Consider the following 14,226-nt stretch of genomic DNA (forward strand, 5'->3'; position numbering starts at 1 on the left):
TGGGATCGAATTTCCTATGCTGGTGAAATCACGCCCGCCCGTTTCGAGCCTGCTCCTTGGGATAGGGCGCCGGTCGCTCGACAATTTTCGCGATACGATGCAGATCGCCAAAAGCCGCCTTGCCACCCGCCCGGCCAGATACCCGAACGTTTTGTGGTCGGTCTGGGTGCTGGTCTGGGTTTTGCTGACGGCGGCAGCGTTTGTTCGTCTCGACACCCCGGCCGGAATGCTTCACGGCAAGTGGTCGGCGGGATTTGCCCGGACTGCCGACTTTTTCACCCAGTTCGGCCTGGGTGGCTGGTATCTCATTCCCTCAGTGCTTCTGCTTGTCGCCGCGAACCTGACGGATTGGCGAAGCCTCTCCCGGCGCTCGCTGATGCTGCTCTACAACTGGACCTGCCTGGCTTTTCTGGTGCTGTGCGCCACCGGCCTGTCGGGGATCGCCGTCAATGTGCTGAAATATGCCATTGGCCGGGCTCGCCCCCTCTATTACGAGGACTTTGGCGTGCTGACCCTGCACCCCTTCGCTTTCGATGCGCGCTTCGCCGGCTTTCCGTCCGGCCATGGTACGACGATGGGCGCGGTGTTCGGGGTCGCTTTGCTGTTGTTTCCGCGGCGCTGGTACATCGCCCTGGCGACCACCGCCTGCATCGCCTCGACCCGTATCTTCGTTGGCGCGCACTATCCCAGCGACACCGTCGCCGGCTTCGGCCTTGGCTGCGGCTTCGCGCTCGCCTGCGGGCTGGTCTTTGCCCGGCTCGGCTTCATTTTCCGGCCGATGCCGTCGGGACTGCCGGTCCGCAAGAGAACGTTTCGGCTGATCGGACCGACAAGGAAGGCTGCCTGAGCATTCGAAGTTCAGTTGCCGTCCAGTCCGCCATAGGATCTGACCAGGCCGGCCATGCCGGGCGACTGGTGGTCTTCGCTTTCCAGCCCCTGTGCAACGCCGACGCGATCGGCGACCGGCCGGTTCTGGCTGACCTTCCACTTGCCGTGGATTTCGCTGATCTCGATTTCCAGCCCGATAATGCCCTTGATCTGCGACTGGATGAAGGGCTCCGGCGCATCGGTCACCGCCCAGGGTGCGGCGCGGGCGCCTTCCTGGGAGACGGTCAGATCGGCGATCTGCTGCGCCAGCCAGTCCTGATCATCCATCACCTTGACGGTGCCGCGAACCTGCACGATGGCGTAATTCCACGTCGGCACCACCTTGCCGGTCTCGCGCTTGGTCTCGTACCAGGACGGCGTCACATAGGCATCGCTGCCCTGGAAGACGATCAGCACGGGGGATGCCGGGTTGTCGGCCAACAGGCGCCATTGCGGGTTGGCCCGCGCCAGATGGGCGCGCAGCCTGCCGTTAGGCCCGATTTCCGCGTCGAGCAGGAACGGGACAGCGTTGGCGACCGGCCCATCGGGCCCGTTGGAAACCAACAGGCCCAGCGGATGCGTCCGGATCAGCCCGTGCAGGATTTCCGGCCGCGTTTCCCTGAAATGAGGAGGTTCGTACATCGCCGTCCGTTCTTGCCTTGTTTATCTCAGCCGCTTCGGACGCGGATCCGACAATTCGCCGGCCAGCCGGCGGTCGAGATAGTCGGCGCATTCCTCGAGCAGCAGGTCGGCATCGTTGGCGAAGAAATGGTTGGCGCCGGGCAAGGTCTTTTGCGTGATGGTGATGCCCTTCTGCGTGTGCAGCTTGTCGACCAGACCCTGCACATCCTTCGGCGGCGCCACCTTGTCGGCATCGCCATGGATGATCAGGCCCGATGACGGGCAGGGCGCCAGGAACGAGAAATCATAGGTGTTGGGCTGCGGCGCGATCGAAATGAAGCCTTCGATCTCCGGCCGGCGCATCAGAAGCTGCATGCCGATCCAGGAGCCGAAGGAGTAGCCGGCGACCCAGCAGCTCTTGGAATCGGGATGCAGCGACTGCACCCAGTCCAAAGCGGCGGCGGCGTCCGACAGCTCGCCGGTGCCATGGTCGAATTCGCCCTGACTGCGGCCGATGCCGCGGAAATTGAAGCGAAGCGTGGTGAAATCCCGCTTCTGGAACATGTAGAAGAGGTCGTAGACGATCTTGTTGTTCATCGTGCCGCCGAATTGCGGGTGCGGGTGCAGGACGATGGCAATCGGCGCGCTCTTTTCCTTGGAAGGCTGATAGCGACCCTCCAGGCGGCCGGCAGGACCGGTGAAAATGACCTCAGGCATAAAATACTCCACTTGGTAATACGAACGCGCGGTGCCTGGAACGTTTCCTCTGGCCTTGACGCAGGGCGAGCGTCTTCTTAGAAGCTAGTTTAGAATTGTTCAAAACTGAGTGGCAAGACATCGAGCCCGGCCACCCGCGCCGCAAGCCGCGTAAATAGGACGGCTCGCCTTGGAATTTCAAGGAAATAACGCCATACGACAGCGGAATGGCTTCTGACGGGATTTGACGGACGAAAATGGCCGGAATACGCGCCTATCTCGACTACAATGCCAGTGCGCCGCTGCTTGCCGTGGCCCGCGAGGCTATGGTTGCGGCCCTTGACGTCGCGGCCAATCCGTCATCGGTTCACGCCGAGGGGCGCGCGGCCCGCCGCCTGATCGAGACCGCCAGGCGTGACGTGGCGGCGCTAGTCAACGCCAAAGCGGAGCATGTCGTGTTCACCTCCGGTGCCACGGAAGCAGCCTCGACGCTGCTGTCACCCGACTGGCAGATGGGGCGCGGCACGGTGCGTATGAGCCGGCTTTACGTGTCGGAGGCCGATCATCCCTGCCTGTTGAACGGCGGACGGTTCCCCGCAGCGCAGGTGACGCGGATCGGCGTCGACGCCAACGGCATCGCCGACCTCGGCGCCTTGGCGTCGGCGCTCGGCGGTCACGACAAGAGCGAAGGCCTGCCGCTGGTCGCCATCCACGCCGCCAACAACGAAACCGGCGTCATCCAGCCGATCGATCGCATCGCCGGGATCGTCAAGGCGGCGGGCGGTATCCTTACAGTCGACGCCGTGCAGGCCGCTGGGCGTGTTTCCATCGATCTATCAGCGGGTTACGCCGATTATCTGATTCTGTCGTCGCACAAGATCGGTGGTCCCAAGGGCGTCGGCGCCATCGTCGCCGCCTCTGACCTGATGATGCCGAAGCCGTTGATCAATGGCGGCGGCCAGGAGAAGGGCCATCGCGGCGGCACCGAAAACCTCGCTGCCATTGCCGGTTTTGGCGCGGCCGCCCGCGAGGCCCTGGCCGGATTGCCGGCCATGGATGCGGTGCGCCAGCGCCGCGACGAGATCGAGGCCATCGTCAAATCGCTGGTGCCGGACGCGGAAATCTTCGGAACCGGTGCGCCAAGGCTTGCCAATACGGCATTCTTCGCTATTGCGGGCGTCAAAGCCGAAACCGCGCAGATCGCCTTCGATCTGGCCGGTGTAGCGCTGTCGGCCGGCTCTGCCTGTTCGTCTGGCAAGGTCGGACCGAGCCATGTGCTGAAAGCCATGGGGTACGGCGACAGTCTCGGCGCCTTGCGGGTGTCGATCGGACCGGCGACCGGCGCGGAAGACATCGAGCTGTTTCGCGTCGCACTGGCGGGAATTACCGCACGTAGGGCGGATAGAGAACGGGCCGCGTAGCGGTTGGACGAATTTGGGCCTTTCGGCCTGGTAGAGCCGTGCGTTTCATGCTGGCCGGGTGAATTCCCGGTCGAAGCGCACTATATTAAACTTACGCTGCCGCGAGCACCTCTTCGGGGTTCGTTTTTGGCGGTGCCATAGTTTGAAAACTGTCGGGCCTTGACCCCGGCGTGGATGGAGAACGCATATGCCTGCTGTGCAGGACACGATCGATCGGGTCCGAAAGATCGACGTCGACCAATACAAATACGGATTCCAGACCGAAATCGCGATGGACAAGGCCCCCAAGGGCCTCAGCGAAGACATCATCCGTTTCATTTCGGACAAGAAGGACGAACCGTCCTGGATGCTGGAATGGCGTCTGGAAGCGTATCGCCGCTGGCTGACGCTTGACGAGCCGACCTGGGCGCGCGTCCACTATCCGAAGATCGATTTCCAGGACATCTATTTCTACGCGGCGCCCAAGAGCACGCCCGGCCCGACCTCGCTCAGCGATGTCGATCCCGAACTGTTGAAAGTCTACGAAAAGCTTGGCATTCCGCTGCGGGAGCAGGAAATCCTTGCCGGCGTGCAGAAGACCGACGCCTCGGAGCTCGAGGAAGTCAGCGATAACGTCTACAAATCGGGCCGCGTCGCTGTCGACGCCGTGTTCGATTCCGTCTCCGTCGTCACCACCTTCAAGAAGGAACTGGCGCAGGCCGGCGTCATCTTCTGCTCGATCTCGGAAGCCATCCGCGAGCATCCGGAGCTGGTGAAGAAATATCTTGGTTCGGTCGTGCCGACCTCCGACAATTACTACGCCACGCTGAATTCGGCTGTGTTCACCGACGGCTCGTTCGTCTTCGTGCCCAAGGGCGTGCGCTGCCCGATGGAGCTGTCGACCTATTTCCGCATGAACGAGAAGAACACCGGCCAGTTCGAGCGCACGCTGATCATCGCCGAGGAGGGGGCTTACGTCTCCTATCTCGAGGGCTGCACGGCGCCGCAGCGCGACGAGAACCAGTTGCATGCCGCCGTCGTCGAACTGGTGGCGCTCGACGATGCCGAGATCAAATATTCGACGGTGCAGAACTGGTACCCCGGCGACGCCGAGGGCAAGGGCGGCATCTACAATTTCGTCACCAAGCGCGGCGACTGCCGTGGCGACCGCTCCAAGATTTCATGGACGCAGGTCGAAACCGGTTCGGCCATCACCTGGAAATATCCGAGCTGCATCCTGCGCGGTGACGATTCCCAAGGTGAGTTCTATTCGATCGCCGTGTCGAACGGCTACCAGCAGGTCGACAGCGGCACCAAGATGATCCATCTCGGCAAGAACACGTCGAGCCGCATCATCTCCAAGGGCATCGCGGCCGGCTTCTCGCAGAACACCTATCGCGGCCAGGTCTCGGCGCACCGCAAGGCGACCAACGCCCGCAACTTCACCAACTGCGACAGTCTGCTGATCGGCGACCAGTGCGGCGCGCACACCGTGCCCTACATGGAAGCCAAGAACTCGACGGCGCAGTTCGAGCACGAAGCGACGACGTCGAAGATTTCCGAGGACCAGAAATTCTATGTCATGCAGCGCGGTATCCCTGAAGAGGAAGCGATCGCGCTGATCGTCAACGGCTTCGTCAAGGACGTCATCCAGCAACTGCCGATGGAGTTCGCGGTCGAGGCGCAGAAGCTGATCGGGATTAGCCTTGAGGGCTCGGTCGGCTGACCGGATATATATTCAGGAAACAAAAAAATGCTTGAAATCAGAAACCTGCACGCCCGCATCGTCGACGATGGCACCGAAATCATCCGCGGCCTGAACCTGACGGTGAAAGCCGGCGAGGTCGCCGCGATCATGGGGCCGAACGGCTCGGGAAAATCGACGCTGTCCTACATCCTCGCCGGTCGCGAGGACTATGAGGTGACCGAAGGCGACATCCTCTACAACGGCCAGTCGATCCTCGAAATGGATCCGGCCGAGCGCGCCACGTCAGGCATTTTCCTCGCCTTCCAGTATCCGATGGAGATACCGGGCGTCGCGACCATGGAATTCCTGAAGGTGGCGATGAACGAGCAGCGCAAGGCGCGTGGCGAGGAGCCGCTGAAGATCCCGGAATTTTTGAAGCGCGTGAAGGAAGCCGCCGCCTCGCTCAGCATGGACATGGCGATGCTCAAGCGGCCGCTCAATGTCGGCTTCTCCGGTGGCGAGAAGAAGCGGGCAGAGATCCTGCAGATGAAGCTGCTGGAGCCGAAACTGTGCGTGCTCGACGAGACCGATTCCGGCCTCGATATCGATGCGCTGAAGATCGTGTCCGACGGCGTCAACGCGCTGCGCGCGCCGGACCGGGCGTTCCTGGTCATCACCCACTACCAGCGCCTGCTTGAGCACATCGTGCCCGATAGCGTGCACGTTCTCTACAAGGGCCAGGTCATCAAGTCCGGCGACAAGTCGCTGGCGCTTGACCTGGAAGCCAATGGCTATGCCGGCGTGATCGGCGAAGCCGCGTGAGATGCCAGAGGTAATACCGATGAACATGCACACACAACCGCAGCGGACACCGGCCGAGACAGCGTTGATCGACGCGTTCGGCGACCGGCTGTCGCTGCTGCCCGGCGACGGCGCGGTGATGCTGAAGCGCGACGACGCCATCGAGACGATCAAGCACGGCCTGCCGACGCGGCGTGTCGAATCCTGGCATTACACCGACCTGCGCCGGTTGCTGAATACCGTGCCGGACTTCGACCCAGCCGCCATGGCCAAAGCCATTGCGCCGATCGTCGACGGTTCCACCGTGGTGTCGATCCTGAACGGCAAGTCCGACGCCAAAGTGCCGGTTCTTGAAGGCGTCTCTTTCCAGCGCCTTTCGGAAAAGCTGATCGACGGCAGCGCAGCAGCTGGGCTCGACCCCTATGGCAGCGACGACGCCATCGGCGCGCTGAACACGGCTTTTGTCGCCGACGGGTATTTTGTCGACATCGCCGATGGTGTGGAACTTGAAAAGCCGGTCGAGCTGCAGAACCTGCAGGCCGGCGGCCAGACCCATGTGCGCCTGGCCGTTCGTGTCGGCGCCGGCGCCAAGGCCGTTATCGTCGAGCGCCAGACGGGTGATGGCGCTGCCTTGGGCAGCTCGGTCAGCCAGATCGTGCTCGACGAGGGCGCCGAGGTGACGTGGCTGATCGTCCAGGAGCAGCCGGAAACAGCGACGCATCTGGCGCAGTTCAAGGCCCATATCGGCAAGAATGCGAAACTGACGCTGTTCGTCATGAATGCCGGCGGCAAGCTCGTGCGCCAGGAGATCATGGTCAGGACGACTGGCGAAGGCGCCGATTTCAAGCTTCGCGGCATCAACCTCCTGGCCGGCGACACCCACACCGACGTGACCATGGTTCTCGACCATGCCGTGCCGCACACGACCTCGACGGAGATCATCCGCAATGTGGTGACGGGCAAGGCGCGCGGTGTGTTCCAGGGCCGCATCAACGTCCATCAATATGCGCAGAAGACCAACGCCAAGATGGCCTGCAACACGCTGTTGCTGTCGGACGATGGCGAGTTCTCGACCAAGCCCGAGCTTGAAATCTTCGCCGACGACGTGATTTGCGGCCACGGCGCGACGGTCACCGAAATCGACCACAACCATCTGTTCTACCTGATGGCGCGTGGCGTCGACGAGAAAAGCGCACGGGGGTTGCTGGTGAAGGCCTTCGTCGCGGAGGTGATCGAGGAACTTGACGACGAGGCGATCGTCGAAGCGCTGGAAGCGCGGCTCGACGGCTGGTTCGCGGCACACGGGTGATCTGATGAACGCACCGGGCAAGATCGGAGATTTCTACGACGTCGAAGCGATCCGCCGCGATTTCCCGATCCTGTCGCGGGAAGTCTATGGCAAGCCGCTGGTCTATCTCGACAATGGCGCCTCGGCACAGAAGCCGCAGGCGGTGCTGGACACAATCCAGCATGCCTATTCCCAGGAATACGCCAACGTCCACCGCGGCCTGCATTTTCTGTCGAACGCCGCGACCGACGCCTACGAAAAGGCCCGAGAGACGGTGCGCCGCTTCCTAAACGCGCCGAGCACCGACAACATCATCTTCACCTCGAACACGACTTCGGCCATCAACACGGTCGCCTATGGCTATGGCATGCCCAACATCGGCGAGGGCGACGAGATCGTGCTGTCGATCATGGAGCACCACTCCAACATCGTCCCGTGGCATTTCATCCGCGAGCGGCAGGGCGCCAAACTGGTCTGGGTGCCGGTCGACGATCTCGGCGTTTTCCACATCGAGGAATTCGAGAAGCGGCTGACCGAGCGCACCAAACTGGTCGCCATTACCCACATGTCGAACGCGCTTGGCACTGTGACGCCGATCAAGGAGATCGTGCGCATCGCGCATTCGCGTGGAATTCCCGTGCTGGTCGACGGCAGCCAGAGCGCTGTCCACATGCCGATCGATGTGCAGGATCTCGACTGCGACTTTTTCGTCTTCACCGGGCACAAGGTTTATGGCCCGTCGGGCATCGGCGTGCTCTACGGCAAGAAGGACATTCTCGCTGGCATGCGGCCCTTCATGGGCGGCGGCGAGATGATCGAGGAGGTGACGGAAGACATCGTCACCTACAACGAGCCGCCGCACCGCTTCGAGGCCGGCACGCCGCCGATCGTCCAGGCGATCGGGCTGGGTGCCGCGCTCGACTATATGGAAACGATCGGCCGCGAGCGCATTGCCGCCCATGAGGAAGACCTCAAGAACTACGCGCATGAGCGGCTGCGCTCCATCAATTCGCTGCGCATCTTCGGTGATGCGCCCGGCAAGGGCGCCATCATCTCGTTCGAACTGCAAGGCATTCATGCGCATGACGTGTCGATGGTGATAGACAGGCAGGGCGTTGCTGTCCGCGCCGGCACCCATTGCGCCCAGCCGCTGTTGAAACGGTTCGGCGTAACCTCCACATGCAGGGCATCGTTCGGCATGTATAATACCAGGGCCGAAGTCGACGCTTTGGCCGAGGCGCTTGAAAAAGCGCGCAAATTCTTCGGATGACGAGTTTTTTGGGTGACGACCATGGATGATGCAAGCATCGCTGCCGAGACCACTCCGGAAACCGCGCCCAATGCGCTGGTTTCGGGATCGGCCATCCCCGCCGACGAGCTGGCGCGGCTGACCGACGACATCGTCTCGGCGCTGAAGACGGTCTACGATCCGGAAATCCCGGCCGATATCTACGAGCTCGGCCTGATCTACAAGATCGACATCGAGGACAATCGCTCGGTCAAGATCGACATGACGCTGACCGCTCCGGGCTGCCCTGTCGCCGGCGAAATGCCCGGCTGGGTCGAAAATGCCGTCGGCGCCGTCGAAGGCGTGTCCGGCGTCGAGGTCAACATGACCTTCGACCCGCCGTGGTCGGCCGACCGCATGTCGGAAGAGGCGCAGGTGGCGGTGGGTTGGTACTAGCGTCGAGCCTGGCATACTTGCGCCAGGGATAAAACTTCACCATTTTAGGTGAGGAATCATTCGGCAGGCCTTGAACCTGCATGGAATGGAAGGAAAAAGAATGGGACGCTTCGCCGTCATCACCATGACCGAAAAGGCCGCCGACCGGGTGCGCGAGATTGTCGCCACCCGTGAGAATGCGCACGGCATCCGCCTCGGCATCAAGAAGGGCGGCTGCGCCGGCATGGAATATACGGTCGATCTGGTGACCGAGCCCAACACCAAGGACGACCATATCGAGCGCGACGGCGCGCATGTCTATGTCGCACCGGAAGCAGCACTTTTCCTGTTCGGCACCGAGATGGATTTCGAGCAGACGACGCTGCGCACCGGCTTCACATTCCACAATCCGAACCAGAGTTCGGCCTGCGGCTGCGGCGAATCCGTCGAACTGAAGCCGGCCGACCTGAAGGCGCTGGCAGAGGCACGCGCTTCCTGAGTTTTTCCTTCGCCCCGTTTACGGGGAGAAGGTGTCACGAAGTGACGGATGATAGGCAGCGCCGGCCTCTCCAAAGTTAGCGCCGCTCCTCATCTGCCGGCGTTCGTCGTTCGAAGGCCAAGCAATTGGCTTTTCGTCCGCTGCGCGGATCACTCCTCACCTCCCCGTAAACGGCGCGAAGAAATTCACTCCACCCACATGCCCGTCCGCTTGTGCCAGTCGGCGATCGATTCCTCGGGATAGATGTCGAAGACCTTGTCATGCTTGCCAACCACCGGCTCCACCCAGTTCGCCTTGTATTTCAGCATGAGGTGCACCTTGCTTGGCGGAATGGGTAAATCGCTGTCGATCGCCGAGGCGAAGGGATGCACCAGCTCCGGCCATGTCGGGTCGTAGAGCCAAAGGGCTGAGCCGCATTTCTTGCAGAAATTGCGCTCGCCGGTTGAGATTTCGCAATGCGGATGCTCATCGTCCTCAATGCTGGCGCGGTAAACGCCGAGCCTCCTTTTACCCCTTATGTTCAGCGTCTCGTTGTCGGCGCCGAGATTGATGGCAAACCCCCCGCCGCCCTGCTGCTTGCGGCAGATCGAGCAGTAGCACAGCATGAATGGCGCCGGCGTGTGGCTCTCCACCTCGAAACGGACGGCATTGCAGCGGCAGGAGCCTTTGAGCAGAACGGGCATAGCGGGAAACTCCGATCGACCTCACACAACCTGTCAGCATGATTTTGGTTGCGGCGATGACAAGGCCAAACGCCGGTGACATGATCGCGGCATGGACAATGAACGCATCGCCGAACTGTTCGAGGGCCTCGGCCCTGTCAGCATCCGAAAACTGTTCGGCGGCAAGGGCATCTATTTCGACGGTGTCATCGTCGCCATCGTGCTGCGTGGCGAATTGCTGTTGAAGGCCGACGAGCAAAGCGTGCCCGAGTTCGAGGCCGCCGCCTGCACGCAATGGACCTATACCGGCTCGCGCCACGGCAAGCTGGTCGCTATGCCCTACTGGAGCGTTCCAGACAGCGTTTTCGATGATCCCGACGAGATGACGATCTGGGCACGGCGGGCGTATGAGGCGGGGCGTCGGGCGGGGAAGTAGCTGTCCCGTCAGCGCGAGGCCGCCCCCTCATCCGGCCGCTTCGCGGCCACCTTCTCCCCGTTGGGGAGAAGAGGTTTGCGCCGGCGCTGGCCAACTCCTCTCCCCCCTCGGGGACCCCTCGGGGAGAGGTCGGATTGCCCCGAATTGCTCTTTGCAATTCGGTCTCGGCAATCCGGGTGAGGGGGACCTTCGCTGCGTGACCCTAAAGCGCCTTGGCAATCCTCGCCGCCAGCCGCGCATTATTCTCGACCAGCGCGATGTTCGTCTTCAGGCTCCTGCCGCCAGTCAGTTCGAGAATCTTTCCCAGCAGGAACGGCGTCACCGCCTTGCCGGTCACGTTGAGCGCCTCGGCGGCCTGCTGCGCGGCCTCGATATAGCCCGCCATCTCCTCAGCCGGGATTTCATGGTTTTCCGGCACAGGATTGGCAATCAGCATGCCGCCGGCGAGCCCCAGCGCTGCCCTCGTCTGGTAGAAATGCGCGATCTCTTCCGGCTCGTGCAAGGTCAGCGGCGCGCGGAACGGCGAATGCCTGGACCAGAAGGCCGGCATCGTCTCGCAGCCAAGGCCGACCACCGGCACGCCGCGCGTCTCCAGCACCTCCAGCGTCTTTTCGATGTCGAGGATGGCCTTGGCGCCGGCCGAGACGACAATGACCGGGGTGCGCGCCAACTCGTCGAGATCGGCGGAAATGTCAAAACTCTTTTCGGCGCCCTTGTGCACGCCGCCGATGCCGCCGGTGGCGAACACTTTTATGCCGACCATATGCGCCGCGATCATCGTGGCGGCGACCGTGGTGCCACCGGTGCGCCCTTGCGCCACGGCAAAACCGAAATCGGCGCGCGACAGCTTCATGGCGTCGCCCGTCATCGCCAGCGATTCGCGCTCGCCGTCCGAAAGCCCGATCTTGATGCGGCCGCCAACCACGGCGATCGTCGCCGGCACGGCGCCGCCATCGGTGATGATCTTTTCGACATCGGCCGCCATGGCGCCATTGTCGGGGTAGGGCATGCCATGGGTGATGATGGTGCTTTCCAGCGCCACCACCGGCCGGCCGGCAGCCAGGGCCTGCGCCACCGGCGCGTGGATGTCGATGCAGGGGCGGGCGGTCTCAGGGGTCATCAGGGTCTCCAATCCGGAATGCGGCGCGTCCGTCGGGACACAAGGCACATCGCGGCACTATGAATTCGCCGGTCTCATGCCACTTCCCTGGCATCCGGCACAAGAGCCAACGCTTCAGTGAAATCAGCCGCGGTGAACTCCGGAACGGCGTTGGCGCTTTCGATGGCAAGCGTCGCCCCGGCAATGCCTTCGCGCAGTGCTGACCGTAGCGGCAGTCCGCGCAGCAAGGCAGCGACCGTTGCGCCCGCCAGCGCATCACCGGCCCCGGTGACGTCAGCGACCTTTCGGGGATTGGGCGGCATGATCGAAAAGGCGCCTGTTTCATCGAACCCCAGCACGGGCGCCTCGCCTGCCGTGACCACGCCACTGACGAGGCCGCTGCATCGCAACCCGTCGACGACCTCGCGCTCCCTGGCATTCGCGGCGACGCCGGCCAGAACCATGGCCTCGCGCCGGTTCATGAAGACGAGCGAGAGCTCCTTCAGCACCGGTATCAACCGCACCGCCTTGGCCGGTGAGATGGCAATGGCGAAAACCGGCTTGCCCGCGGCGAGCGCGACCAGCCGTTCCAGCGCCGCCGTCGGCAGGTTGGCGTCGCAGAACACGGCATCGGCGGCCGCGATTGCTTCGCGCACCCTGGAGCGGCGAATCTGTTTGGGAAAGGCCAACTCATAGAGCGCCATGTCGGCGAAGCCGACGATCAGCTCGCCCTCGCTGTCGATCAGCGCCGTGTAACTCGGCGTCGTGCGGTCGAGGAAGACCGCCGACAGGTCGGTAATGCCTGTCTCGGCGATGGCTCGCGAAACGGTATCGGCAGCGGCATCGCCGCCGCGAACCGACATGAGCGACGCGGAGACGCCGCGCCGCACGGCGCTGCGCAAAGCGTTGAAGACGCCGCCGCCGACATCCTCGCGCATCGTGCCGGGATTGGAGGCAGCCGGCACGTAAGCGCCGGACACCTGGCCGCGCCGGTCGATATGGGCGCCGCCTATGGCCAGTATTTTCGCGGATTTCAGCATACCGGCGATATGACCTTTGTTATTCCAGCCGCACAAGCGCTAGGTGCGACGGAGCTTCGCATGCGAGGCGGCGATTCGGCAGGTCGAAACAACCGAGCCGTCTGGCCCAACGTGCGGTGCATTCCTGATTGAATCCCTGGACAAAAAAAGAACAAATCCGGATATTGCTTGTTTTTCAGTTATTTGACCCCTCTTGCCAAATGAGAACAAAAAAGGTACAAATAGGCAGGGATTACGGATTGTCCGGCCTTCATTGACGACCAAGGGGTGATGTATCATGGCTCAGAATTCTTTGCGGCTGGTAGAGGACAAGGCAGTGGACAAATCAAAGGCTCTGGATGCGGCGCTGTCGCAGATCGAGCGGGCTTTCGGCAAGGGCTCGATCATGCGGCTCGGCGCCAACGATCAGGTCGTCGAGATTGAAACGGTGCCGACCGGCTCGCTTGGCCTCGACATCGCGCTTGGCGTCGGTGGCCTGCCGCGCGGCCGCATCATCGAGATCTACGGGCCGGAAAGCTCGGGCAAGACGACGCTTGCCCTGCACACCGTTGCCGAAGCCCAGAAGAAGGGCGGCATCTGCGCTTTCGTCGATGCCGAGCACGCGCTTGACCCGGTCTATGCCCGCAAGCTTGGCGTCGATCTCGAAAACCTTCTGATCTCGCAGCCCGACACTGGGGAGCAGGCGCTGGAAATCTGCGACACGCTGGTGCGCTCCGGCGCCATCGACGTGCTGGTGGTCGATTCGGTCGCGGCGCTGACGCCACGCGCCGAAATTGAAGGTGAGATGGGCGATTCGCTGCCCGGCCTGCAGGCCCGCCTTATGAGCCAGGCGCTGCGCAAGCTGACCGCGTCGATTTCGCGCTCCAACACCATGGTCATCTTCATCAACCAGATCCGCATGAAGATCGGCGTCATGTTCGGCTCGCCTGAAACCACCACCGGCGGCAATGCGCTGAAATTCTACGCTTCGGTGCGCCTCGACATCCGCCGCATCGGCTCGATCAAGGACCGCGACGAGGTTGTCGGCAACCAGACCCGCGTCAAGGTGGTCAAGAACAAGCTGGCGCCGCCCTTCAAGGTGGTCGAATTCGACATCATGTTTGGTGAGGGCGTCTCCAAAACCGGCGAACTGGTCGATCTCGGGGTCAAGGCTGGTATTGTCGAGAAGTCTGGCGCCTGGTTTTCCTATAACTCGCAGCGTCTCGGCCAGGGCCGCGAAAATGCCAAGCTGTTCCTGCGTGACAATCCCGACACGGCACGCGAGATCGAGTTGTCGATCAGGCAGAATGCCGGGCTGATCGCCGAGAAATTCCTCGAGAATGGCGGCCCTGAGCGCGGCGATGATGACGGTTTCGAGGAAGAATCCGGCGCGATGTAACAGCTTCGTGCGCGATGCCGGCCGGAGTTCGGCCATAATCGCGTTCTATTATCTCAGGCTTATGTAATCGAGTTCCGCGTTATTGCGTT

The 14,226-nt window shown here is 62.4% G+C and carries 15 protein-coding genes; 10 read left to right on the top strand and 5 right to left on the bottom strand.

Annotated elements, in window-relative coordinates; genetic code table 11:
- Positions 1-16 precede the first annotated feature (16 nt).
- Positions 17-847 (top strand): phosphatase PAP2 family protein, encoded by an 831-nt coding sequence (locus tag AC0L2U_RS22480; RefSeq protein WP_473602674.1) that lies wholly within the window; start codon positions 17-19, stop codon positions 845-847.
- Positions 848-858: 11 nt separating this feature from the next.
- Here the strand turns inward: AC0L2U_RS22480 and AC0L2U_RS22485 are convergent, their stop codons facing one another.
- Both AC0L2U_RS22485 and AC0L2U_RS22490 read right to left on the bottom strand, forming a co-directional pair.
- Positions 859-1,509: an FMN-binding negative transcriptional regulator gene (locus AC0L2U_RS22485; RefSeq protein WP_127319484.1), complete on the bottom strand. Its 651-nt coding sequence runs from the start codon at positions 1,507-1,509 to the stop codon at positions 859-861.
- A gap of 21 nt (positions 1,510-1,530) precedes the next feature.
- A complete protein-coding gene (locus AC0L2U_RS22490; RefSeq protein WP_023669128.1) occupies positions 1,531-2,205 on the bottom strand; it encodes an alpha/beta hydrolase in 675 nt (224 codons plus the stop codon).
- A 236-nt stretch (positions 2,206-2,441) separates the two neighbouring features.
- On the opposite strand from AC0L2U_RS22490, the gene AC0L2U_RS22495 reads away from it, so the two are divergent.
- The 7 genes from AC0L2U_RS22495 to sufA all read left to right on the top strand — a co-directional run bounded on the left by AC0L2U_RS22495 (position 2,442) and on the right by sufA (position 9,522).
- A complete protein-coding gene (locus AC0L2U_RS22495; RefSeq protein ID WP_127395583.1) occupies positions 2,442-3,605 on the top strand; it encodes a cysteine desulfurase family protein in 1,164 nt (387 codons plus the stop codon).
- Between the two features lie 187 nt (positions 3,606-3,792).
- Positions 3,793-5,310, top strand: coding sequence for a Fe-S cluster assembly protein SufB (gene sufB, locus AC0L2U_RS22500; protein ID WP_473602675.1), 1,518 nt, complete (start codon positions 3,793-3,795; stop codon positions 5,308-5,310).
- Between the two features lie 27 nt (positions 5,311-5,337).
- A complete protein-coding gene (gene sufC, locus AC0L2U_RS22505; RefSeq protein WP_056562278.1) occupies positions 5,338-6,093 on the top strand; it encodes a Fe-S cluster assembly ATPase SufC in 756 nt (251 codons plus the stop codon).
- A gap of 19 nt (positions 6,094-6,112) precedes the next feature.
- Positions 6,113-7,381: a Fe-S cluster assembly protein SufD gene (sufD, locus tag AC0L2U_RS22510; RefSeq protein ID WP_128289736.1), complete on the top strand. Its 1,269-nt coding sequence runs from the start codon at positions 6,113-6,115 to the stop codon at positions 7,379-7,381.
- Between the two features lie 4 nt (positions 7,382-7,385).
- Complete coding sequence (locus AC0L2U_RS22515; RefSeq protein WP_473602676.1) at positions 7,386-8,630, top strand: cysteine desulfurase; 1,245 nt, start codon at positions 7,386-7,388, stop codon at positions 8,628-8,630.
- Positions 8,631-8,651: 21 nt separating this feature from the next.
- Entirely contained in the window at positions 8,652-9,044 is a 393-nt protein-coding gene (locus AC0L2U_RS22520) for an SUF system Fe-S cluster assembly protein (RefSeq protein ID WP_013532157.1), read from the top strand.
- A gap of 100 nt (positions 9,045-9,144) precedes the next feature.
- Positions 9,145-9,522 (top strand): Fe-S cluster assembly scaffold SufA, encoded by a 378-nt coding sequence (gene sufA / locus AC0L2U_RS22525; RefSeq protein ID WP_127329621.1) that lies wholly within the window; start codon positions 9,145-9,147, stop codon positions 9,520-9,522.
- A gap of 185 nt (positions 9,523-9,707) precedes the next feature.
- Here the strand turns inward: sufA and AC0L2U_RS22530 are convergent, their stop codons facing one another.
- Positions 9,708-10,205 carry a GFA family protein gene (locus AC0L2U_RS22530; RefSeq protein WP_127381282.1) on the bottom strand — a complete coding sequence of 166 codons (498 nt, stop codon included), beginning with the start codon at positions 10,203-10,205 and terminating at the stop codon, positions 9,708-9,710.
- 91 nt (positions 10,206-10,296) lie between these two features.
- On the opposite strand from AC0L2U_RS22530, the gene AC0L2U_RS22535 reads away from it, so the two are divergent.
- On the top strand, positions 10,297-10,620 hold the full coding sequence (locus AC0L2U_RS22535; protein ID WP_473602677.1) for a TfoX/Sxy family protein: 324 nt from the start codon (positions 10,297-10,299) through the stop codon (positions 10,618-10,620).
- 202 nt (positions 10,621-10,822) lie between these two features.
- Here AC0L2U_RS22535 and AC0L2U_RS22540 read toward each other — a convergent pair whose 3' ends face one another.
- Both AC0L2U_RS22540 and AC0L2U_RS22545 read right to left on the bottom strand, forming a co-directional pair.
- Complete coding sequence (locus AC0L2U_RS22540; RefSeq protein ID WP_473602678.1) at positions 10,823-11,740, bottom strand: pseudouridine-5'-phosphate glycosidase; 918 nt, start codon at positions 11,738-11,740, stop codon at positions 10,823-10,825.
- Positions 11,741-11,814: 74 nt separating this feature from the next.
- Complete coding sequence (locus AC0L2U_RS22545) at positions 11,815-12,759, bottom strand: carbohydrate kinase family protein (RefSeq protein WP_473602679.1); 945 nt, start codon at positions 12,757-12,759, stop codon at positions 11,815-11,817.
- A 277-nt stretch (positions 12,760-13,036) separates the two neighbouring features.
- On the opposite strand from AC0L2U_RS22545, the gene recA reads away from it, so the two are divergent.
- Entirely contained in the window at positions 13,037-14,137 is a 1,101-nt protein-coding gene (recA, locus tag AC0L2U_RS22550) for a recombinase RecA (protein WP_027036993.1), read from the top strand.
- The last annotated feature ends 89 nt before the right edge of the window (positions 14,138-14,226 follow it).

The organism is Mesorhizobium sp. WSM4808 (assembly GCF_055811675.1).